Origin of the sequence: Streptomyces sp. NPDC088554, from assembly GCF_044752945.1 — a bacterium.
Taxonomy (GTDB): Bacteria; Actinomycetota; Actinomycetes; order Streptomycetales; family Streptomycetaceae; genus Streptomyces.
In genome coordinates, this window is the sequence record NZ_JBIVMF010000022.1 from 1 (window position 1) to 20,748 (window position 20,748).

The window sequence follows — 20,748 nt, forward strand, 5'->3', positions numbered from 1 at the left end:
CCCCAGGGGTCGGCGATTTCTCCCGTGCTGGCGAATCTGTATCTGCACTATGCGTTCGATGTGTGGCTGGCGCGGGAGTTCCCGCAGGTCACCTTTGAGCGGTACTGCGATGATGCGGTGATCCACTGTGGCAGCGAGAGGCAGGCCCGCCGAGTGCGGGATGCTCTGGCACAGCGATTGGCGCAGGTCGGTTTGGAATTGCATCCGGACAAGACGCGCATCGTCTATTGCAAGGACGTTGACCGCCGGGGCTCGTACGAGCACACGTCGTTCACATTCCTTGGGTATACGTTCCGGCCCAGGCTGGCCAAGAACCGGTACGGGAAGCACTTCGTGAGCTTCCTGCCCGCGGTCAGTAAGGCGGCGATCAAGGCGATGGGCAAGGAGATGCGTTCCTGGCGCATTGCCCGCCGCAGTGACAAGTCCCTGATGGACCTTGCGCGGATGTTCAACAGCGTCGTGCAGGGATGGATCAACTATTACGGGCGCTTCTACAAGTCCATGTTGTATCCCCTCCTCCGGCGCATCAACCTTATGTTGGTGGGCTGGGCTTGCCAGAAGTACAAACGACTACGCCGCCGGGAGAAACGCGCGGGAGAACTGCTGGCGGGCACAGCCCGCCGGTATCCCAACATGTTCGCCCACTGGCGGTTCGGCCTCAAACCTGATGGCTGGGCGATGGGAGCCGTGTGAGCCGAGAGGTTCCCGCACGGTTCTGAGAGCGGCGGCGGGTGCGATCCCCGCCGCCGACTCACCTCGTGGTCTTGGTGCATGGTTCGCGTGAGGACACCGAAGCGCTGCGCGAAGACGTCGCCGGTGTGCTGGCCACCATGGGGCTGCGGCTGTCACCAGCCAAAACCCAGGTGGTCCACATGAGCGACGGGTTCGGCTTCCTCGGCTTCCGCATCCGGTGGAAACGCAAGAGGGGGACGAACAAGTGGTATGTCTACACCTTCATCGACGCCCGGCCCGTCCGGACGTTGAAGGCGAAGATCCGTGCCCTGACGCACAAGACATCGCAGTGGGACCTCGCGTCGACCCTGACCCGGCTGGGCCAGATCATGCGAGGCTGGGCCAACTACTTCAAACATGCCGTGGCGAAACGGACCTTCAGCAAGCTGGACGACTTCACGTTCTGGAGACTCGCCCACCTGCTGAGAGCCCGCCACGGCTGGAGTTGGGGACAACTCCGCCGCCATCTGACCGCCGCCACCGGGCGCTGGCGGATCGCGGCGGACGGGGTCGAGTTCTTCCGGATCGAGAAGGTGGCGGTCTCCCGTTACACCTACCGGGGCAACAAGATCCCAACGCCCTGGCCTGCCACTGCCTGACGGCAGACACCGTGGAGAGCCCGTTACCGAGAGATCGGTACGGCGGGTTCGGCGAGCGGTCCGGGGAAACGGACCGGGAGCAATCCCGGCACCGCGCCCCGGGCCGACTCAACAGCGTCCAGTCCGCGCCGAAGGTGGCGTTGATCCGCTCGAACATGCGATGGGCGCCGTGGTAGGTCAGCGGCCGGAACGGACGTCGCAGTGTCCACCACACCGGCTGTGCACGTCCGCGAGGCACCAGCCCGTGCACTTCCTGCTGGTAGAGCCGAAGCCACACGAAAGCGTCCGCCGAGGCCGACACCTGCTGTCGCGCCCGAGAGCCTTTCCGTACGACACTGATCAGTTGTTGGTCCGGGGCGACGTCGCACTGACGGACCCCGATCAGCTCCGATGCCCGGACCCCGCTGGAGATCCAGAACGCGATCAGGGCCCGGTCCCGATTCGACGGCAGCGCCGCGAACAGTGTGTTGAACCACTCGTCCGGGATCGAGCGCGGGATCCGGCGCGGAACACTTGGCCGGTAGCGGCCCACCCGCTCCGGAGCCCAGGTGGCCATGGGGTCACTGTGGACGACGGTCGACGGGGCGTAGCCCGGTCCCGGCGTTGGCTTCCCCGTCACCGGATTCGGAGTGCCCACGGACTGACCCGGCCGACGCTTGGCCGAGGCCATCCTCGGCTTGGCCGTCAGCTGAATCCAGCAGCTGAAGTCCCGTCCAGACGCGTTGCCCGATGCCACGGCACGTCGACGGCCAGCAGGAAGCGCCACCACCGCAGCAGGTCCATGCCGTAGGAGCGAACCGTTGCCGCTGCCTTTCCGGCCGCCAGCAACTCTTGGAAGAAGACTGCGACCGGCTCCACCACGACACCGTCGCCGTCGACAAGCCGGTAGGGCTCGTACCGCTCGCCGGTCTCCACCAGCCGACCCCGCCGAGGAACAGTCAACCTCGCCAGATCCCGCTCAGGTACACGATCGTTCATCACGACTGCAGACCGTACTGGGCGGCAACCTCATCTGTGCCCTGAACTGCACAATCAACGTGGTCCGTTCAGTCAACGGGGCGTGTTCGTGGCTGCAGGGGGTGCCGTAGGGGCTGGCGCAGTTCCCGAGTTCGACCTTGCGCCTGTCGAAGTGATCCTCGAAGTCCGCCCACTCCGCGGGCGTGACCTCGGGGTATTCGATCTCCGGTCGGAGCGATCGGCGGTGGTTCAGGAACCGCTGATAGTTCGCGACGATGTCCTCGGAGAAGACCGCGACATAGCCCTGGAGGGTCTGCAGGTTCAGGTAGCCGAGCAGGGCGGCGCCGATGTGGATGGGCAGGCCGCCGTTGACGATCTCGGTGGCGAAGAGCTGCCGGAAGTCGTGCGGCGTGAAGGTCATGTCGGCGAAGGCGCGATGGGTCTCGGCGAGCTCCTCGCAGCTGCGGGCGAACATGTGGATGAACGTGGTCGGGGAGATCACTGATCGCTGTGTGCCCTTTGCCGCTGCAGGAGGAACGGCATGGGCTCTGACCAGGTCTTCTCGTGAGGGTCGTATCGGTTGAGCAGTCGGACCGGCCGGCCGCCGGAGGTGAGGCGGCGGATGACCTGGGCGATCGCGTGGAACAGGTCCGCGGACATTGGGATGACGCGCTCGCGTTCGCTTTTCGACGGCGCGATGACGAGCAGGGCGATGACCTCGTTGTTCGGGCGCCGATACTGGCGGATGCCCAGATGGGTGAGCTCGGAGAGCTCCTCGACGCGGCCGCACGAACGTGGCGATAGCGCCCTCGCTGTAGCCGTAGAAGCGGCCGAAGGTCGCGTCGTCCTCCCACCAGTCGGGAGCGGGCTCGCCCCACCCGACCGTGTGGCAGGTGTCGTGGTACGGCGACCAGCGGACGCGGAGGTTCGGGAATCCGGACTGGTCCGTGAGGAGGCCGCGCGCCTCCACCGCCAGCGACAGCAGGTCGAAGGACATGTAACCGCCGCAGCGCGAGCCGCCGACCGGTACGGCGAGTAGGGGCGCCCGGAAGACCTGGACAGCGACAGCGTCGGCGAGGACTGCCGGATCGGCGAGGCGGTTACGGAAGTACTCGAAGTCATACGCTTCCCCGGCCGGACGGAGGGAGACAGTGAGGGAGCGCGCCGGCGTCATGTCGGTGGTCAGCATCGACCAGCCCCCTGACGATGCCGACTTCCTCCAGGCGCTCGGCGAGTCCAGGGTGACCCGACCCAGCTTTGTAGGAGGAGTCCGAGGTCCTGCCGCGGGTCGCCGGGCAGCTCCTGGAGCTCAGCGCGCGGGCCCGTTCGATTGGGCTTCCGGCCACTGCGCCATATCCACCTCGACGTCCTGTGGCGGTGCCCCCAGCAGGCACGAGAGGCGATCGGCGGCGGAGACCGGAACGTCGCCGAGCCGGATCCTGGCCCGGTCCACGGACAGGCCGGGCACCTCCAGGCCGTGGCCGTCGAACGCGCTACCAAGGCGTCGACCATCCGGTAGGTGCGCTTCATCCCTTGCGGATCAGTCGGGCCAGCTCGGCAGCGGTCTCGGCGTCGAACGGGCTCAGTGAGAGAGAGGCGGTCCGTCGCCGGTGAGCAGGTTCGTGGACACGCGCAGATCGGCGGCCCGCAAGACGTTGTCCAGCTCAATCGCCACGCGGCTGGCCTCCACCGAACCCCGGACCATCGTAGTAGTTCAGCGACCACTCACGGGCCACGGGCACTTGGTTCTCACGTTCAGGTCCTCCTCACCGGCAGGTTCGGCAACTTGCGCCGTACGGCTCTCGGTTAGCTCCGCTGATAGACGGAGCATCGTCCGGCAGCAGCTCCTTATGGCGAGAAGCGAGCAGTGCTGTTCGGCTCAATCAGCCTTGCGCACGCCACAGTTCTCATTCATGAGAACACTCGGGTGAATGGGCTTAGTAGCCCACATTGGCAAGTGCCCGGTAACCGACGGAGGGTGTTGCACAGGAGGCAGCACGTGCCAGACTCCGGGCTGAACCCCAGCTCCAGTGGGCACATATTCTTTGCTGCCGGACTGGGCCATCGACCTGATGGACAGCACACCGAAGTGAGGGGACAGGTGGCCGCACGACGAGGACCGACATACCTCCGGGCTCATGCTCGGCAAAGAACTTCAGACACTCCGCCAACGCACGGGCGAGACAGCGGAGTCCGTATCAGTGGCGCTCGGCTTCTCCCGCTCCAAGATCAGCCGGGTCGAGGCAGGTGACATCCCGCTCCCCAAGCTCGCGGACCTGGAAAAGATGCTGGACCGCTACGCGGTCGAGGACCTGGACGACCGTGCCGAGCTTCTGAAGATGCGGCGCGACTCCCTGAGCAAGGAGCCCTACATCTCCTACCGCAGCGTCCTGCCCTCCGGGGTGATGATGTACGTCGGTCTGGAGCGCGACGCGGTCGCGATTCGCGGGTACGAGAACAACGTCGTCCACGGCCTCTTGCAGGACGAGTCCTACGCGCGGGCGCTCGCGGGCTCCGCGAAGGTCGTGGAGGAGCGAACCACCGAGTTCGTCGAGCGTGGGGTTCGACTGCGGATGGAGCGCAAGGAACTCTTGTCCTCAAGGGGCACGGAGGTGCACATAATCCTGACGGAGAACACACTGCGCACGGTCGTCGGATCGGCTGACGTGATGCGCGCGCAGTACGCGGAGATCATTCGCCTCAACGAGCTCGACAACGTCGAGGTGCAGATCATCCCCGAAGACCTGCCCACCTACCGAGCAGCCTTCAACTTCACGGTGTTGACATTCGCTGATCTCGGCCCTGTGGTTCAGAGCGACAGCGCCAAGGCCACGACCATGTGGTCGAAGCAGTCGGATGTAGGCCAGTACCAGAGGCAGTTCGACGCCATGGTGAAGACGGCACCAGGACCGACCCAGACGCCGCACATCCTGAACGCCCTCGAAAAGAAACTATGGACATGACTCAGCAGAAGCACCTCCACGTCTCTACCGACCTGGCCCCCGAGGAGAACTGGACGAAGTCGTCGTACAGCTCGCAGGACAACCAGAACTGCGTCGAGACGGCCAAGCTCGTGGACGTCATCGGCGTACGCGACTCCAAGGCCAAGCAGGGGCCGGCCCTCGCCTTCACCTCCGGAGCCTGGACCAGCTTCATCGGGCTCGTGAACTCGGGCGAGGCCGACTTCGGGATTGCCGAACACTGATCAGCGCGCTGTGCCGCAGACGCGGAGTGAGCCTCCCCGGGGCATGCGGGGAGGCCCACTTATCTGCGGGCACCTTGACGGACGCCTCTGAGCGTCAACGGTGAGCGTTCTCCCGTAGCACCTGGTCAGTTCCTGTACCTCGACCATGCCCTCTCTCGATCTTGCGCCAGCCATGCTTCGGCCGTAGGTCGGCCTCCGCAGGCTCACCGGTGCGGGCCAGCGCTGCAATCCGTTCGAGCGCTGCGGCATGACGTCGGAACGCCTCTCGTCCCGTACGTCCCGCCGCTCCGGGGCGGGACGTCGAAAGGTTCGGCCAACTCCCCCTTCTCTAAGCCCGGGCAGAGGTGTGTCGGGAGGCCGGACCGTCTGCCGGGACCGTTTCGGCCTCGGCAGGCGGACGGGACTCGGATGGCGCGAGAGGCTGAACGACCTGCGGGGGAGCCTTGGTTGGTGGGTTTTAGGGTCGGTCGCGGAGTTCCAGGGAGCGGTGAAGTGCGAGGTTGGAGCCTTGAGGTCGGATATTTGACGGTGATAAAGGTCACTTGCCGGTGAATGGTTGATTGGTCTACTTCATGTGCTTTATATGACTCCGCCCTCCCGACATGTCCATGTACATACATCTATGATCTGCTCCGGATTTGATCACTCTCGCAGGTGATTGACAGGAAGTGATTGTTGTAGGGGGGAATGTGAAGAGACGGTTTACGGCGGCGGCCATATCTATGGCCATGTCTGCCACGCTCGTTGCCTCAGCGGGCATCGCACAGGCCGAGGACGTTGGCGACGGAAACCCCGTCGTCACGACTCCCGGCTCGGCGAAGCCCATCACCGAGGCTCCAGATGTCACCTCGGCGCAGCTCGCCGCCAAACTTTCGGGGCAGCGGGTGGAAGCCCTTTCCGAGCGCACGGCTGACGCAGACACTTGGGCCAATCCGGATGGCACCCTCACCACGGAGACATACTCCGGGTCGGTAAGGGTCAAGGAGAACGGTAGCTGGAAGCCTCTGGACACCACTCTCGTCGACACTGGCGCACAGCTGGAGCCGAAGACGGCCGTGGCCGATGTTGTTCTCTCGGACGGCGGCAGCGAGGACTTTGCATCGGTAAGCCGGGGCAGCAGCACCTTCGGCCTGGACTGGGGCAAGGTGTTGCCCGCTCCCCGGCTGAACGGCGACACCGCCGTCTACCCGTCTGTGGTCCCCAACGGTGATCTGCACGTAACCGCCCTGCCGCATGGCTTTTCCGAGTCGCTGATCCTCAAGAAGCGGCCCACCGAACCGGTCGAACTACGCCTTCCTGTCACCCTGGAGGGCATGAAACTGGAGAAGACAGCCCAGCGGCATCTGCGGCTGGAGGACAGCTCCGGCAACCTCGTCGCCAGCGCTCCCGCGCCCCGGATGTGGGGCACGGGAACCGACCCCGTGTCGGGCGACCCGCTGAGCCACGCCGAGATCGCCACCACAGTCGAGGAGACCACACAGGGCACGGTGCTGGTCCTCAGGCCCAGCGCGGCGTTCCTCGCGGACCCCTCCGTGACCTACCCGGTCACCATCGACCCGACCACCACCTTGGCCGCGTCCACCGATACCTGGGTCGCCACCAACTACCCGGACTCCCAGCGCGGATCGACCGAGCTGAAGGCCGGTACCTTCGATGGTGGCACCACCAAGGCACGCTCGTACGTGAAGTTCGATGTCGCCAAATTCGCGGGCAAGAAGGTCCTCAACGCCGAGCTGCGGCTGCACTCGTACTGGTCCTCCAGCTGCTCCGCCACCGGCTCGGGAGTCGAGGCCCGGCGCATCACCGGCGCCTGGGACCCCAGCGGAGTGACCTGGGGCGCCCAGCCCGCGACCACCGCGACCGGCGCCGCCGTGTCCAAGTCCGCGTACGGCTACAACTCGGCCTGCCCCGCCAACTTCATGCGCTGGGACGTCGACGGCATAGCCCAGGCGTGGGCGGACGGCCAGCCCAACCACGGTATACAGATCAAGGCCGTGGACGAGAGCGACTCCTTCAGCTGGCGACGCTTTCGTTCCGCCAACTTCGTCGACGGCTCACAGGGCCCAACCGAGCCCGCGCTCTCCGTCACGTACAACACTCGGCCCGACGTGGCTTCCGCGGTGAACCCGGCCGCGGGCGCTGTCACAGCTGATACCACGCCCACCCTCCAGGGCAAGGCCAGCGACGCTGACGGCAACACCGTCCGCCTCACCTTCGAGGTGTGGAACGCCGACGGCACCACCCGGGTCGTCCAAGGAGTCTCCCCGTTCGTCGCCTCCGGCGGCACCGCCGCCTGGACCGCGCCCGCCCTGGCCGAGGGCTCGTACAAGTGGCGCATCGCGGTCTTCGACGGCACCGAGTGGAACGGCACCTGGTCCGCCTGGCGGACCCTGACTGTCGACCCGGCCATCCCGGCGTCGCCCACCGTCAGCTCGGCGCAGTACCCGGCCGACGGACTGTGGCACGGGGACTCCGGCCGGGCCGGTACCTTCCGGATCGCCGACGGCACCGGCAAGGCGGTTTCCGCAGAGTATGCCTTCGACGGCGGTACGACGGCGGTCACGGCCCTCACCTCCGGCGCCATGAACGTCTCCTGGACACCCGCCGCCCGCGGTGTGCACACACTGCGCGCCCGGGTCCGCAACGCGGCCGGCACCTGGTCCGACTGGCGTGACCACACCTTCCGCGTCGGCGTCATCACCGGCGACCTGAGCACCTCGTTCATCAACGAGATCGCCGAGACCCACTTCGGCTCCCTCCTGCACCCGGTGGACGACACCACGGAGGAGGTTGAGGAGTTCCCGGAGGAGACGGTAGTCGAGGAGGACGACACGCCCCCCGGCTACATCGAGGAGGAGGACACCGAGGTCGAGGAGACCGAGGACTCCGCCGGGGCCGATGCGATCGCCCAGCTCCCGGACACCGCGAACAGCTCCATCGTGGGAACCAGCCCCGACGGCGCCACCCAGACCCTCGTCAACCTGCCCGCGGCGGTGGCCTCCCCGGCCGAGCTGAGCGAGACCGGTCTGGTGATCTACCCCAACACCCAACAGGACGCCGACACCGTCGCCGTCCGTAACAGCACCAGCGCGGTCGAGGTCTTCCACCTGCTGCGCAGCCCGAGCGCGCCGCAGTCGTTCACCTACACGGCCAACATCCAGCCGGGCCAAGAAATCACCGCAGTCAGCGAGAACACCCTGATGATCTCTGACGCGGAGGGTGACGCGACCGCCTTCATCTCCGCCCCGCTGGCCTTGGATGCCACGGGCGAGACCGTGCCAGTCTCCATGCGGCTCTCCGGCAACGACATCATCGTCTCCCTCGCCCCCGCGCCGGGCCGGACGGTCACCTTCCCGGTCCTGCTCGACCCGGGCGCCGGGTACGGAGATCTGACCCCGGCGGAACAGCGTTACTGCTCCACCAACCCGTACGACTGCAACAAGGCCGGCAAGGACGCAGACAAGGCGTTCGGCGAGGCCGCGAAGCGCTACTCCAGGAAGTCTCTGTACCAGGGCACCGGAGACGCGTTCCGCCACTGTTACTGGAACGCCCGTATGGAGATCAACATCGACCATGACACCGCCTACGAGGTCGCGACCCGTCATGAGTCGGAGTCCCGCGGTGTCGACAAGGAGATGGATCTCCGCAACAACAAGATCGGCCGCAAGATTGGCCGTGACTACCGTGGCAAGAGCAAGTCGAACCACAAGGCCCGCGACAAGTGCATCAGTTACGTCAAGAACGGAAAGCTGTGGATCATCAAGAACAAGAAGCTCGTGAAGAGCAACGCATGATCCGTCTCCTCACACGCCGCATCGCCCCCGCGCTGCTGCTGCTCCAAGCCGTCTACGCGGGTCTGCTCCAGATAGCCTTTCTGACGCTTGGCCCGGACACCGCAGAACTCGACCACACCGATCCCTCCGGCTTCAGCGCGCTGAACGCGGCCCTGGTGGCACTCACGCTGGTGGGCCTGACCGGCGGTGCGGCCCTGCTGGGCCTGGAGCGCGCACGGTCTTGGATGCCGCGTGCGCTGATGATGGCCTGGCTCGGTCTGCTGGGCCTCGGCCAGACGGCGCTCGCCGTAGTGCTCCTGGCCACCACCAGCAGCCCGGTGGGCCTCACACTGCCGGCTGCCCTGCTGGTCGCAGCGGCCTGCGCCACAGTGGCCGTCGCCTGCGCACTGACCATCCGCACAGGCTCCGGAGCGGTCCGGCTGAACACGGCCGGCTGAGGCGACGAGCCAATGACCGATTGGCCGTGCCCCTCATAAGGGAGGAGGCACGGCCAACGGTGAATACAGACGGCCCGGACGAGCGGAAAACTGCTCCGATCCGGTAGTTGTCAAGTCGAATGAGACGTTCGTGTTGCTATGAACCTTGTGGCTGGGTCTCCTGCGTTTGGTGGGGTCGGTGATCCAGACGTGGCCGGGTATCTCGGGTGGTGTGGGTCGGCGGGCGAAGCGTTCGGGGTGGCGTTCGTATGCCTCGGTCAGGGCGACGGTCCGCTGGTCGCGGACCTGTTCCGCGGTGCCGAAGTGGACGGAGGCGGGGGTGGTGTGCAGGCCGGTGCCGGAGTGTCTGTGGCCGTGGTTGTAGTACGCGGTGAACGTGTCCATCCACTCCCGGGCGTGGGCCAGTGAATCGAAGCGTGCGGGGTAGTCCGCGGCATGCTTCGTGGTGCGGAACCGGCTCTCGCTGTAGGGGTTGTCGTTGCTGGCCCTGGGGCGCGAGTGCGATCTGGTGGCACCGAGATCGATGAGTAGCTGCGAGACCTTCTTGCTGGTCATTGAGGTGCCCCGGTGGCGTGCGCGGTCTCGGGGAGGATGCCGTTGCGCTCGATGGTCTCGCGGATCAACTCTTCGGAGCGCTCGGCGGTTTCGGCCCTCTCGGCGGTGTGGCCGACGATGTGGCGGCTGTGGATATCGATGATCGCGTAGGCGTGGAACCAGATGCCTTGTCCGGTCCGGGCGGCTTGGTGATGTCCCAGGTGAAGGCCTGAGAAGGGCCGGTGGCGACGAGTTCGGGCACCTTCTTCGCGGGATGCGTGGCCTGGCGGCGGCGCTCACCGCTCTGCCCGGCCGCTTCCAGATCCGGTACATGGTGCGGACCGAGCAGTGGTAGCGGCCCTCGTCCAGCTCACGGGCCCAGATCTGTGCGGGCGGCAGTTCCCCGTAGCGCGGGCTGTTCATCGGCGTCAGCAGCGCCGTCCGCTCGTCCGTGAGAGGGCGGAGACCGGTGCGGGCCGGGGGCTCTCGGCTTCGGGGCGGCCGGATGCAGGTACCGGTGATGGGTGGCGCGTGAGCGCCCGGTGAGCCGGCATGCGGCTACGCTGCCGACCAGCGGCTCGACTCCGTAACGATCTCGACTCCGTAACGACGTGGGGAAGTTGTCCGTCCAGGACATGCTTCAGTCCGCGCTCCGGAGACCATCTCCAACAGCGCGTGTGCTTTTCCCGGCACCTTCAGGGCCGCGTCCGCTTCGCGAGCTCCTTCTCCAGCCGCTCGACCTTGCGCCGCAGTTTCTCGTTCTCGCCTCGGCCTGCGACTTCTTCGGCCGGGTGGGACTGGTCCGCCGGTCCACCAGCTTCTCCAGGGTGCCCGCGTCACGAGCCTGGCGCCACTCCATGATGTGCGAGTGGTGGAGCCGCTCACGGCGCAGCCGCGCCCTTCTCACCCGGCGGCGCGGCGTCGTACCCGGCGACCATGCGGAGCTTGTACTCGGGAGTGAAAGTACGGCGCTTTGGTCTCGCAACCGGGTCGGCAGACGGATTCTTGCTGGTCATGAGGGTGATACTCCTGTCGATGCCCTACCAGGCCAACCCGCTGAAGCGGGATGTTTCACCAACGGTGACAGGAAGGGGGTCGAGCGGGGTGGAGGGTCGCATCGGGCGCGTTTCGTTCGAGGGCGGAGTGGTGTGCGGTGGTCAGCCGAGCAGAGGAAGGATGTCGCGCAGATCCTCGGTATCGATTACATGGTCGGCGACCGCTCGGGCGTCCGCGGTGGCGTTGAGGGCGATGGAGGTGCCCGCCGCCTGGAAAAGAGGGACGTCGGAGCGCGAGTCGCCGACGACCGCGATCTCGTGCAGCCCCACGTCGTGGGACCGGCACCATGCCTCGACGAAGGCGAGTTTGCCGTCCTCGTCGATGTGCTGGGCGACACGGCCGGAGAGGGCTCCGTCCTCCAGGTCCATTCCGGCGCCGGAGACGGCGGCGAACCAGGGCCGGTACTCCAGTTCCTCGGCGGCGAACCGCCAGGCGAGGGTGGCCAGGAGAAGCGTGCATCCAGCCTCGGTGAGCGCGGTCAGCGTCTCCTTCACTCCGGCGATCCAGGGAGCCGGGCGCAGGTGCTCGCGGATCTGCGCGGGGGTGGCTCCGGCGAAGAGGGCTGCCTCGCGGCTCGCGAACTCGAAGTTGTTGATCTCATAGGCGCTGTAGAGGCGTTCGAGTTCTTCCACGGCGGGCCGGTGCCCCATGGCCTCTGCCAGGACGAGGGATGTGGTCGTGCCGCGGAGCAGGGTTCCGTCGAGGTCGAAGGCGATCACCGGGTGGCGCGTACTGATCAAGGGGTTCACTCCTGGCACGGGAAGAAGGGGGAAGGGGTGGTTCACCGTGGTCAGGACCAGCCGGTACGGCGGGCCAGCCATGTGCGGCACAGTCTGCCGTACCACGCCTCGTGGGTGCGGATGTGTGGTGACCACGACGGTGCGGGCAGCGAGCCGCTGAGGGTGTAGAAGCCGGCGAGGGCGCAGAGGAAGGCGTCGACGGCCGACGGGTCGGCCCTGCGGGTCAGCGGGTGCGCGGCCGCGATCTCCTCGGGGTCCGCGCCGGCCGCTGCGACCGCGGGCAGCAGATAGACCAGTTCGACCCAGTCGGCGCCCACGCAGGCCCATGCCCAGTCCACGGCCAGGACGGTCCCGTCCCGGGTGAGCAGCATGTTGTCGTGGCGCAGGTCGGCGTGGAGCAGGGTGTCGCCCTCGGTCGCCTCGGCCCAGCGGCTCTCCAGGTCGGCGAGGCGGTCCAGGTTCCGGGCCGACCACGGGTCGAGCCCGGCCGGGGCTCCGTCCGCCCGGAGAGTGTGCCACCCGCACAGCAGGGGGCCGAGCGGGGTGGTGATGGGCACCGCCCAGGGCAGCGGGTTGGGGGTGAGGGCGGAGGCCATGCGCTCCACGCAGGTGAGGGCTGCCGCCAGGTCCGTGGGGCGGACGAAGTCGGGGTGGCGGCCCTCGACGTCGTCGTAGACCAGGACGATCCAGCCCTCGGCCTCCAGGCTGAACCGGAGCCGGGACGCGGGCACGTCGGCAGGCAGTGCTGCGGCGATCCGTGCCTCGGTGCGGTAGTCGGGGGCCAGCTCGTGCTCCGCCGCGAGCGCCTTGATGAAGGCCCGGGTGCCGTTGTCGAGGTCCACCCTGGCCGCGACGCCGTCGGTGAAGCCGCCGTTCTGGCTCTCGGCAGCCAGGACGGGGGCGCCGAGTCGCTGTTCGACGGTGTCCCGCACACCTTGGGGCAGCTGGGGCCACGTCAGGCGGCGTGCCGTGGCCACCGGCAGCGGTCCTGTCACGGGCGCGGTCCCTTTCTCGTGAGCTGATCGGTGGGTCGGTAGGTCGGAGGAGCACGGTGCTCAGGGCTGCGGCGGCTCGTCTACCGTGTCGAACGGGTCGCCTGCGGCGAGAAGTTCGTCGATCCTCCGGAGCGTCTCGGGGGGCAGGGTCTGCTGGGCGGCGAGGGCGTTGTCCGCGGCGTGTACGGGGTTGCGGGTGCCGACCACGGCGCAGGTCACCTCGGACTGGGCCAGCAGCCACATCAGCGCCATCCGCGCCAGGGAGGTACCGGCCTCGTCCTCGGCCACGGGCCGCAGGGCATTCACGGCGCGCAGGTGCCGGGCGCGTACGGCGGGCGCGAAGAAGCGGGCGTAGTTCTCCACACAGAAGAAGTCGTCCGATCCGACCTCGCCGCCGCGCCAGTCGGTGAAGTCGCTGTCCGGCCCCAGGGCCCCGGTGAGCAGCCCGTACGCCAGCGGCCCGTAGGCCATCAGCCCCGTGCCGTACCGCGCGCACAGCGGGCCGAGCTCGGCGAGCTCTGCACGGTGGAACAGGGATGCCTGGATCTGCAGGTAGTCCAGTTCGCCGGTGGCGGCGCACGCCTCGACATCGGCGGCGGGGAAGTTGGACAGGCCGATCGCGCCGATGAGTCCCTCGGCCTTGAGGCGGGCCAGGGTCTGCCAGGGCTGGTGCACCGGAATCGTCTCGGCCGGCCAGTGCAGGAGGTAGATGTCGATTTTGTCCCGGCCGAGGCGGGTGAGGGACGCCTCCAGTGCGGCGCGCATACCCTTGTCGCTGTAGTGGTCCTCCTGCTCGGGAGCGACCTTCGTGCACACCTTGATCTCCGGGCGTCCGGCCAGCGCCTCGCCGACGATGCGCTCCGAGCCGCCGCCTCCGCCGTAGACCTCCGCGGTGTCGATCCAGTTCACGCCCGCGTCGAAGGCGGCGTGAACGGCACGGATGACGTGGTCGGAGGATTCGTTGGGGCCCCAGGTGCCCCCGCCTCCGGCCTCCCACGCTCCGAAGCCGATGGCTGAGAGACCGGCCGGGTTTCTCTTCTCGTGTATCACTGCGTGGCTCTTTCTCTCTGTGTCCGTGTGGCTCAGATCAGGACGGGTATCGGCTGTTCTGCGTGTATGTCCGCCCAGATCCGGGCGCCCGAGGCGTCCTCGGAGGCGGAGGCGGCGGCAACGCCCCGCCGGTAGGCGTCCTGGTGTGTACGCACGTGCTGCGACAGGCGTGCGCGGGCGGCCCGGATGCCGTACGGGTCGTGGGGCGCGGCATCGAGCAGCCGGAAGAGTAGGCGGCCCCAGCCGTTGATCCTGCACTGTCGTTCGAGGCCGTGCGTCCCGCGGAATTTGTAGGCGACCGGGAAACGGTAGAGAAGTTCCAGGGCGTGCAGCTGTTCCAGGAGTTCGGCCAGCCGGTCCGCGGCCGGAGGCTCGGCGCCATGGGCGGCGTGCAGCAAGGCGGCCACTGAGCGTTCGGAGGCCAGGTAGATGTTGCCGCGGTAGACGCCGCTTTCCCGGATCACCTCGTCCCACAGAGCCAGCGTGCTGACCAGACGGAGCGGCTCCGCGAGCGTGTCGACCGACTCGGGTGCGGTCAGTACGTCGTCGAGCGGCACGTCCGCACCGGAACTCCGACGGTAGGTGACGAGGACCGCCCGGCTGTAGCAGGCCAGAGACGGCGGGGAAAAGGCGAATTCCGGGGGCACGGTCACCGTGACACCGTCGACGGTGCCCAGACGGTTGATCGCCGGCCAGGCGAGCAGCCGCAGGTGAGGAGGGAGGTCGCGCAACGCTGTCGAGGGCATCACGTCAACGCCTTCCGTTCGGGGCGGGCACGGGCGTCCCGGCGGGGATGACCACACGTTCGTGGCCCGGGAAGTGGTCCGGGGCTGGCAGGGCAACGGCCTCGGCCCAGCTCTTCAGACGATCCATGACCGCGTCGTCACGGGCGGTGTCGCGGGAGCAGATCATCCACACATCCGCGCCGAAGAGCGCCTCCGTCGCCACGAGGCCCTTGCGGCGCATCGACTCGCCGGTCTCCACGCACTCGACGGCGACATCCGCGAGATCGGGAAGGTAGTGCTCGACCGATCCCCGGACCGTCCGCAACGTGAAGCCGTCGCCCCAACGCGCCCGGGCGAAGTCGCGTGCGATCCGCGGATACTCGGAGACCACCCGCACCGGTCCGGCCGGCGGTGTGACGCCGGGGAGGCGCAGGGCGCAGATCCGCACGTGATACCAGCACAGCGGAGCCACGCGCACGACGTCCGCGCCACTGTCCACCAACCACTCCTCCCCGGCTATCCCCACATCCAGGAGACCTTCGGCGACCAGATCCGGGATGTCCGGCATACGGAGAAAGCGATGACGCGCCGGTACGTCCCCTGCTACCTCGCCGTAGGAGGTGATGGCGGCCTCCGACCGGGGCAGCAGACGTCCTTTGGGTAGACCCGTACTCAGCATGGCAGGACCGCCCTCCGGTAGGGCTTGACGGTGCCGTACTTGCGCAGCTGACGTTCGCGCTCGCCGGCGTAGCCCTTTGCGAAGGCGTGGGCGGCGTCGGTGCGTGTGATGTTCGCCAGGCACAGCGCCCAGACGAGCACCTGACCGAGCTCCTCCTCCAGACGCACGGTCGATTCGCCCCGGCGCATCGCCTGCGACAGTTCACCGAGCTCCTCCAGCGCCCAGGACAGGGCGCGTTCCGGCTCCAGGCGCCCGTAGAGGTCGCGGCACCGCTCCTGTAACCGCCGCAGGGCACGCAGGTCGTCGTCGTGCGGAGGAGCCGTCGTCCGCCCCAGATCACCACAGGCCCTGGCCAGGGGGACGAGTGCCTCCTCCTCGGCCACGCGGATGCAACCGCGTTGCTCGGCGCTCAGCCCGGTGGGGTCGCCCCGCTCGGCCGCGAGCAGCTCCAGGGCTACGAGTCCGGCCTGTTCGAGGACGGTGACGCGTTCAGCTTCGGGGAGTTCGGCCAGGTCGCGCGAGGTGCCGTCCTCGGCCAGCCCGGCGATCCGCCTCAACGGCAGCCATCCGGCCGGTCCTTCGGGCGTGTCCGTCGCGTAGGCCATCGTGCCCCGTACGACCAGCGGGCGCACCCCGGCCGGCAGGGAGCCGCTCCCGGGCGCGGCGACCTCCAGCGCGCAGGAGACACCTTCCGGGTCCGACGCCAGACGGCCCACGAGGCACACGTCGGCGTGCTCGGCGGCGCACAGGGCAAGGGCCAGGGGGCTGTTGCGGGAGGTGACGGAGCTCCCCGCACTGCCGGGGCTCCAGGGCGTGTCATCGTCGTACGGCCAGAAGGGAACGAACGACGGGACTGCGACGTGGGGGGATGCCGGGGCGATCGACCCGGCCGACAGCCGGGACTCGCCCCGCCTGGGTAATGCGGCGGGTAATTGTGCGCGCTCCGCGCTCATCTCTCTGCCTCCTGCTGTGTAAGGGGGAGCCTCGGTGAGGCCCCTCGACCGCCGAATCCGCCGGAGCCCGCCGTCCTCAGCTGATCTGCAGTTCGCCGCCGCCGTACTCGATCCCGAGCGAGGGCACGATCACCGACTTGTCGCCGGCCACGACCTCACCTGCCACGAACGCCTCATACCCGGCGCCGCGGGCGATGTCCACCGTCCGGTTGGCGTCGGCGGCGGGTACCACGGCGACGTAGCCGAATCCCATGTTGAGCGTCGAGTACGCCTCCGAGGGCGACATTCCGCTGCTGGACGCCAGGAAGTCCAGGACCTCGGGGACGTCCGGCAGTACGTCGATGACGTAGCGCACGTCGGCCGCGGGGCGCATCATCTTCAGCAGGCCGTGGCCGGTGATCGGGTTCAGGAAGTGCGGCTCGACCGGTGAGTCCAGCAGCGCGCGGACGAACGCCGGATAGAGCACCGACGGGTCCAGCAGCGCCGCGCCCAAGGTGCGACCGCTCTGCAGCGCGGTCATCAGGCCGTCCGTCAGCCCGGCGCAGACGTGCCGGGCCAGCGAGGCCCCGTTCGTGTGGAGCCCCGAACTCGGCAGCACGACGATCCGGTCGCCGGGTTGCACCTCGTCGCCCAGGACGGGACGGCGCCCGGGCGGGACCAGCGCCAGGGCGTTGCCGCCCAGTTCGATGCCCGCACCGGTCAGCAACCCGGGGAGGGCCGGTGACTCGCCTCCGCCCCAGGTCGCGCCGGACTGCTCGCAGGCCCGCTGCCAGCCGGCGAGGAGCTCCAGGGACTTGCGCTCGTCGTTGTACCAGGCGGCGTCACCCGTGGCGAAGTACGCGGTGATGACCAGCGGATTCGCGCCGACGGAGACGACGTCGTTGACGATGGAGGCCACAGCGTCCACGGCGAGATCGGCGAACCGGCTCTCCCCGGACACGTCGAGAAACTGCTCGGCGATGACGGACTTGGTGCCCAGTCCCTCGGTCACCGTCGCGAGCGTGAGTCCGCCCACCTCGAAGACATAGGCGGTCGCGCCTCGTGACCCGGCGAACTCCCGGGCCCCCGACGAGTTCAGCAGCCCGGCCGTTGCCGCCGCCCGCTTGACCCGGTCGAGGACCGAGTAGTCGACACCCGCCTTCTCGTACTCCGACATGAAAGACAAACCGCCTGTCTGCATTGCGGATGTGACAGGGCCACATCGCCGTTCACTGTCGTGGGCCCCACGGTGTCGGAAGTGAAACCCGTCGATCACCGTGAGGTGTGGAACATGGACACACGGTAACGATCAGCCCTCCACTACAAGGCATTGTCCGCACAACGGCCGAATGTGGACGGCAACGGCCGAAGAGACGCCCTTGCCCCGGGAACCGGTCCGAGAACCCGCAGGTCGCCCGCGGCGTCCTGTCTGTTGCTGCCGACCGAGCTGTGGGCCACCCGCCCCGCTCCCTGGGTTCGTCTGGGCGCTGGCCACGACCGCCTGCACTGCATCGCGACTGAACTTGCCGACGTCACCGGCCAGGGCGAGACCCATCCGCATCATCCTGGACGACAGCCTCCCGGTCCGAGGGCATGGACCTGAGGGCCACCGATCTCCCGCTCGGCGAACTTTCCGTCGTCCGGGACAAGTTCACGCACAACGCGATCGACGGCCGCAGCACTTCCAACCCCAACACCCTGGCCATCGCCGCGCACCACATCCACCGGCGGGACCATGTTCCATGGTCGCCGGGATCATTGGAGAGGTGCCCACGACGAAGGCGCCGTGGACGATTCCCGACCAGGTGTTGACGTAGGTGAAGTCGGCAACCCGGCACTGGTGGGGCGCCGGCACGACGAACTTGCGGTCGAGTACGCCGACACGGGGGGCTGGCGGTCATGGGCGACGTGCTCTGTCCCGTCGGCCCCGTCCTCATCGGGCACGCCGCCGACGGACGGGATCGCCTCGGGGCTCATTGCCAGGGCCGGGCACATAGCCCCCTCGTCGAACAGCCCGCGGTCGCCTCCGACGCGGCCCGCTTCCGCACGCGGGGCATGGCGGGGCATGGCGGAGCACGCCGACGCCGGCATCGACGCCGCGGTCGGCATTCTCGACACCTGCGTCCGACAGGCGCGCGAGGCGCTGGACGCGACGCGCCGACCGGGCTGTTCCGGCGTTCGGCGACTGCCACCGGACAGGTGGCCGTAGCGACGGGGTGCCGGACGCCGCCGCGATCAGCCCACGTGCACCCGCGGTCGCCGGGCCCGGTCCGGTTCGGCCTCGCGCAGGACTTCGCGGGTGACGGGGGCGACCTCGCCCTGTCCGAAGAGGAAGAACCGGAGGAAGTTGGTGAAGGGGCTGCCCTCGGTCCACTCGAAGTAGATGTGCGGGATGCAGCCGGTGGTGTCGCGGACGTGCAGGACGAGGGCGGCCAGGGCGTTGGGGACGGAGGACGACTCCAGGGTGAGGACGCGGTAGCGGCCGTGCAGGAGCTCGCCGCGTACGGTCAGGCCCGCCTCGAATTCCGAGGGATCCAGGACCGTGACCTCGACGAAGACGAAGTCCTCCGGTGCGGGGATGTCGTTGTCGTGGCGGATCTGTTCGATCTTCTCGCGGTACTCGGTGATGTCGCGGTTGTCGGGCTCGTTGGCGATGAACCGGATCCGGCGGCTGGCGATGTCCCGTACGAATCGCTGGGCCATGTCGTCCAAGGTCACGCTGGTGACGCGGAGTTCGAAGGCGCGGGCCAGTCGGGACAGGAGCGAGACGAGGATGATACCGGCGATGAAGCAGGCGCCGATCTTCACGCCGTCCGGGCGCTCGATGACATTCGCGACGGTGACGTAGAGGAAGACCACCGAGATCACGGCGAAGCCGATGGTCCAGCCCCGCTGGCCGGCCTTGCGGGCGGCGATGGTCACGGCGATCGCGGCCGAGCTGATGAGGACCAGGACGCCGGTGGCGTAAGCACCGCCCTGGGCGTCGACGTCGGCGTCGAAGATCCAGGTGACGAGGAAGCCGATGAGCGTGAAGACGATCACCATCGGGCGGACGGCGCGCGCCCAGTGCGGGGCCATGCCGTAGCGGGGCAGGTAGCGGGGCATCAGGTTGAGCAGGCCGGCCATCGCCGAGGCGCCGGCGAACCACAGGATGGCGATGGTGGACACGTCGTACACCGTGCCGAAGGCGTTGCCCAGGTACTCGTGCGCCAGATACGCGAGCGCGCGTCCGTTGGCCTTGCCGCCCGACTCGAACTCCTTCTCCGGGATGAGCAGCGTGGTGATGAAGCTGGTCGCGATCAGGAACACGCTCATGATGAGCGCGGCCGTGGTCAGCAGCTTCTTCGTGCCGCGGATACGGCCCCTGGGGTTTTCCTCGGTGTCCCCGGGATCGCCTTTGACATGCGGCATGACGGCCACACCGGTCTCGAAGCCGGACAGTCCGAGCGCCAGCTTCGGGAAGACCAGCAGCGCCACACCCACCATGGCGAAAACGTTTCCGTGCTCGGCGGTCAGGGCGGTGGACCAGTCGCTGATCACATGCCCCTCGGTGACCACGTGCCAGAGCCCGGTCACCACGACCACGACGTTGAGCGTCAGGTAGAGGCCCACCAGCACCACGGCGACACCGATCGCCTCCAGGAAGCCCTTGAGGAACACCGCGCCGAGCAGCGCGACGAGGACCAGTGTGATCAGCACCTGCTTGCCGTGCAGGGCATCGGCCAGATGGGGGTTCTCCACCAGGTGGGTGGAGGCGTCGGCGGCCGACAGGGTGATGGTGATCAGGAAGTCGGTGGCGGCGAAACCGAGCAGGGTCAGGACGAACAGCTTGCCCTTCCAGAAGGTCAGCAGCCGCTCCAGCATGGCGATCGAGCCCTCGCCGTGCGGGCTCTCCTCAGCGACTCGCCGGTACACCGGCAGCGCGCCCGCCAGTGTGACGACGACCAGCACGATGGTGGCCACGGGTGACAACAGCCCGGCGGCGAGAGCCGCGATGCCCGGCTGGTAGCCGAGCGTGGAGAAGTAGTCGACGCCGGTCAGGCACATCACCCGCCACCAGCGCTGTCCCTTGTGCGCGGGCTCCGGCTTGGCAGGCTGCGGTGCCGCCTGTCGGCTCTTGCCCATGTCGGACAGGCCCGCCAGCATCCAGGCGCGCAGGCGAGGGGGAGGAGGGTGTTCGGTGGTGGCCATCGGCGTTCTCCTGATGTCCGGCTCGGCGTATGGTTTTCGGCCATCACGCGGACGGCGGCACCAGCGTATGCAGAGAGTGACGCTCGGGCCGCGGATGAGCCTGCCGAGCGTGTCAAGCTTCC

19 protein-coding genes are annotated in these 20,748 nt (G+C 68.0%); 7 read left to right on the forward strand and 12 right to left on the reverse strand.

What is annotated here, in order from left to right; genetic code table 11:
• Both ACIP8W_RS23945 and ACIP8W_RS23950 read left to right on the forward strand, forming a co-directional pair.
• A partial coding sequence (locus tag ACIP8W_RS23945) for a reverse transcriptase domain-containing protein (RefSeq protein ID WP_402204543.1) occupies nt 1-693 on the forward strand: 693 nt, incomplete at its 5' end.
• 74 nt (nt 694-767) lie between these two features.
• Nucleotides 768-1,331, forward strand: coding sequence for a group II intron maturase-specific domain-containing protein (locus tag ACIP8W_RS23950; RefSeq protein WP_402204545.1), 564 nt, complete (start codon nt 768-770; stop codon nt 1,329-1,331).
• A 684-nt stretch (nt 1,332-2,015) separates the two neighbouring features.
• Here the strand turns inward: ACIP8W_RS23950 and ACIP8W_RS23955 are convergent.
• Complete coding sequence (locus ACIP8W_RS23955; RefSeq protein ID WP_402204547.1) at nt 2,016-2,246, reverse strand: hypothetical protein; 231 nt, start codon at nt 2,244-2,246, stop codon at nt 2,016-2,018.
• Nucleotides 2,247-2,289: 43 nt separating this feature from the next.
• Nucleotides 2,290-3,477, reverse strand: a complete 1,188-nt coding sequence (locus ACIP8W_RS23960; protein WP_402204549.1) for a DUF6302 family protein — start codon at nt 3,475-3,477, stop codon at nt 2,290-2,292.
• A gap of 1,012 nt (nt 3,478-4,489) precedes the next feature.
• On the opposite strand from ACIP8W_RS23960, the gene ACIP8W_RS23965 reads away from it, so the two are divergent.
• The 4 genes from ACIP8W_RS23965 to ACIP8W_RS23980 all read left to right on the forward strand — a co-directional run bounded on the left by ACIP8W_RS23965 (nt 4,490) and on the right by ACIP8W_RS23980 (nt 9,724).
• A complete protein-coding gene (locus ACIP8W_RS23965) occupies nt 4,490-5,251 on the forward strand; it encodes a helix-turn-helix domain-containing protein (RefSeq protein ID WP_402204551.1) in 762 nt (253 codons plus the stop codon).
• A complete protein-coding gene (locus ACIP8W_RS23970; protein WP_402204553.1) occupies nt 5,248-5,493 on the forward strand; it encodes a DUF397 domain-containing protein in 246 nt (81 codons plus the stop codon). The genes ACIP8W_RS23965 and ACIP8W_RS23970 overlap by 4 nt, the downstream gene beginning before the upstream one ends.
• A 728-nt stretch (nt 5,494-6,221) precedes the next feature.
• The gene (locus ACIP8W_RS23975; RefSeq protein WP_402204555.1) at nt 6,222-9,287 is read left to right on the forward strand and encodes a DNRLRE domain-containing protein; all 3,066 of its coding nucleotides are present in this window, start codon (nt 6,222-6,224) and stop codon (nt 9,285-9,287) included.
• Entirely contained in the window at nt 9,284-9,724 is a 441-nt protein-coding gene (locus tag ACIP8W_RS23980; RefSeq protein ID WP_402204557.1) for a hypothetical protein, read from the forward strand. Before ACIP8W_RS23975 ends, ACIP8W_RS23980 begins: the two co-directional genes overlap by 4 nt.
• A 33-nt stretch (nt 9,725-9,757) precedes the next feature.
• Here ACIP8W_RS23980 and ACIP8W_RS23985 read toward each other — a convergent pair whose 3' ends face one another.
• Nucleotides 9,758-10,279 carry an integrase core domain-containing protein gene (locus ACIP8W_RS23985; RefSeq protein WP_402154389.1) on the reverse strand — a complete coding sequence of 174 codons (522 nt, stop codon included), beginning with the start codon at nt 10,277-10,279 and terminating at the stop codon, nt 9,758-9,760.
• Between the two features lie 17 nt (nt 10,280-10,296).
• On the opposite strand from ACIP8W_RS23985, the gene ACIP8W_RS23990 reads away from it, so the two are divergent.
• A complete protein-coding gene (locus ACIP8W_RS23990; protein WP_402204559.1) occupies nt 10,297-10,491 on the forward strand; it encodes a hypothetical protein in 195 nt (64 codons plus the stop codon).
• 648 nt (nt 10,492-11,139) lie between these two features.
• Here the strand turns inward: ACIP8W_RS23990 and ACIP8W_RS23995 are convergent.
• The 9 genes from ACIP8W_RS23995 to ACIP8W_RS24035 form a co-directional block, all read right to left on the reverse strand.
• Nucleotides 11,140-11,274: a hypothetical protein gene (locus tag ACIP8W_RS23995; RefSeq protein WP_402204561.1), complete on the reverse strand. Its 135-nt coding sequence runs from the start codon at nt 11,272-11,274 to the stop codon at nt 11,140-11,142.
• A 141-nt stretch (nt 11,275-11,415) separates the two neighbouring features.
• On the reverse strand, nt 11,416-12,054 hold the full coding sequence (locus ACIP8W_RS24000; RefSeq protein WP_401956324.1) for an HAD family hydrolase: 639 nt from the start codon (nt 12,052-12,054) through the stop codon (nt 11,416-11,418).
• A 50-nt stretch (nt 12,055-12,104) separates the two neighbouring features.
• Complete coding sequence (locus ACIP8W_RS24005; RefSeq protein WP_402204563.1) at nt 12,105-13,049, reverse strand: phosphotransferase; 945 nt, start codon at nt 13,047-13,049, stop codon at nt 12,105-12,107.
• 60 nt (nt 13,050-13,109) lie between these two features.
• Complete coding sequence (locus ACIP8W_RS24010; protein WP_401956326.1) at nt 13,110-14,099, reverse strand: aldo/keto reductase; 990 nt, start codon at nt 14,097-14,099, stop codon at nt 13,110-13,112.
• Between the two features lie 32 nt (nt 14,100-14,131).
• On the reverse strand, nt 14,132-14,845 hold the full coding sequence (locus ACIP8W_RS24015; protein WP_402154023.1) for a hypothetical protein: 714 nt from the start codon (nt 14,843-14,845) through the stop codon (nt 14,132-14,134).
• A gap of 4 nt (nt 14,846-14,849) precedes the next feature.
• Entirely contained in the window at nt 14,850-15,392 is a 543-nt protein-coding gene (locus ACIP8W_RS24020; protein WP_402154025.1) for a hypothetical protein, read from the reverse strand.
• Nucleotides 15,393-15,496: 104 nt separating this feature from the next.
• Nucleotides 15,497-16,456 (reverse strand): MazG nucleotide pyrophosphohydrolase domain-containing protein, encoded by a 960-nt coding sequence (locus ACIP8W_RS24025; RefSeq protein WP_402204566.1) that lies wholly within the window; start codon nt 16,454-16,456, stop codon nt 15,497-15,499.
• Nucleotides 16,457-16,532: 76 nt separating this feature from the next.
• Nucleotides 16,533-17,612 carry an AIR synthase-related protein gene (locus tag ACIP8W_RS24030; RefSeq protein ID WP_402204568.1) on the reverse strand — a complete coding sequence of 360 codons (1,080 nt, stop codon included), beginning with the start codon at nt 17,610-17,612 and terminating at the stop codon, nt 16,533-16,535.
• Between the two features lie 1,058 nt (nt 17,613-18,670).
• Nucleotides 18,671-20,626, reverse strand: coding sequence for an amino acid transporter (locus ACIP8W_RS24035; protein WP_402204570.1), 1,956 nt, complete (start codon nt 20,624-20,626; stop codon nt 18,671-18,673).
• Nucleotides 20,627-20,748: the final 122 nt, after the last annotated feature.

Bases quoted from the DNA above. Each gene is read 5' to 3' on its own strand.
- ACIP8W_RS23980 (WP_402204557.1), top strand. From the start codon at position 9,284: ATGATCCGTCTCCTCACACGCCGCATCGCCCCCGCGCTGCTGCTGCTC.
- ACIP8W_RS23970 (WP_402204553.1), top strand. From the start codon at position 5,248: ATGACTCAGCAGAAGCACCTCCACGTCTCTACCGACCTGGCCCCCGAG.
- ACIP8W_RS23960 (WP_402204549.1), bottom strand. From the start codon at position 3,477: ATGCTGACCACCGACATGACGCCGGCGCGCTCCCTCACTGTCTCCCTC.
- ACIP8W_RS23985 (WP_402154389.1), bottom strand. From the start codon at position 10,279: ATGACCAGCAAGAAGGTCTCGCAGCTACTCATCGATCTCGGTGCCACC.
- ACIP8W_RS24030 (WP_402204568.1), bottom strand. From the start codon at position 17,612: ATGTCGGAGTACGAGAAGGCGGGTGTCGACTACTCGGTCCTCGACCGG.
- ACIP8W_RS24020 (WP_402154025.1), bottom strand. From the start codon at position 15,392: ATGCCGGACATCCCGGATCTGGTCGCCGAAGGTCTCCTGGATGTGGGG.
- ACIP8W_RS24015 (WP_402154023.1), bottom strand. From the start codon at position 14,845: ATGCCCTCGACAGCGTTGCGCGACCTCCCTCCTCACCTGCGGCTGCTC.
- ACIP8W_RS23995 (WP_402204561.1), bottom strand. From the start codon at position 11,274: ATGACCAGCAAGAATCCGTCTGCCGACCCGGTTGCGAGACCAAAGCGC.
- ACIP8W_RS23975 (WP_402204555.1), top strand. From the start codon at position 6,222: ATGTCTGCCACGCTCGTTGCCTCAGCGGGCATCGCACAGGCCGAGGAC.
- ACIP8W_RS24025 (WP_402204566.1), bottom strand. From the start codon at position 16,456: ATGAGCGCGGAGCGCGCACAATTACCCGCCGCATTACCCAGGCGGGGC.
- ACIP8W_RS24035 (WP_402204570.1), bottom strand. From the start codon at position 20,626: ATGGCCACCACCGAACACCCTCCTCCCCCTCGCCTGCGCGCCTGGATG.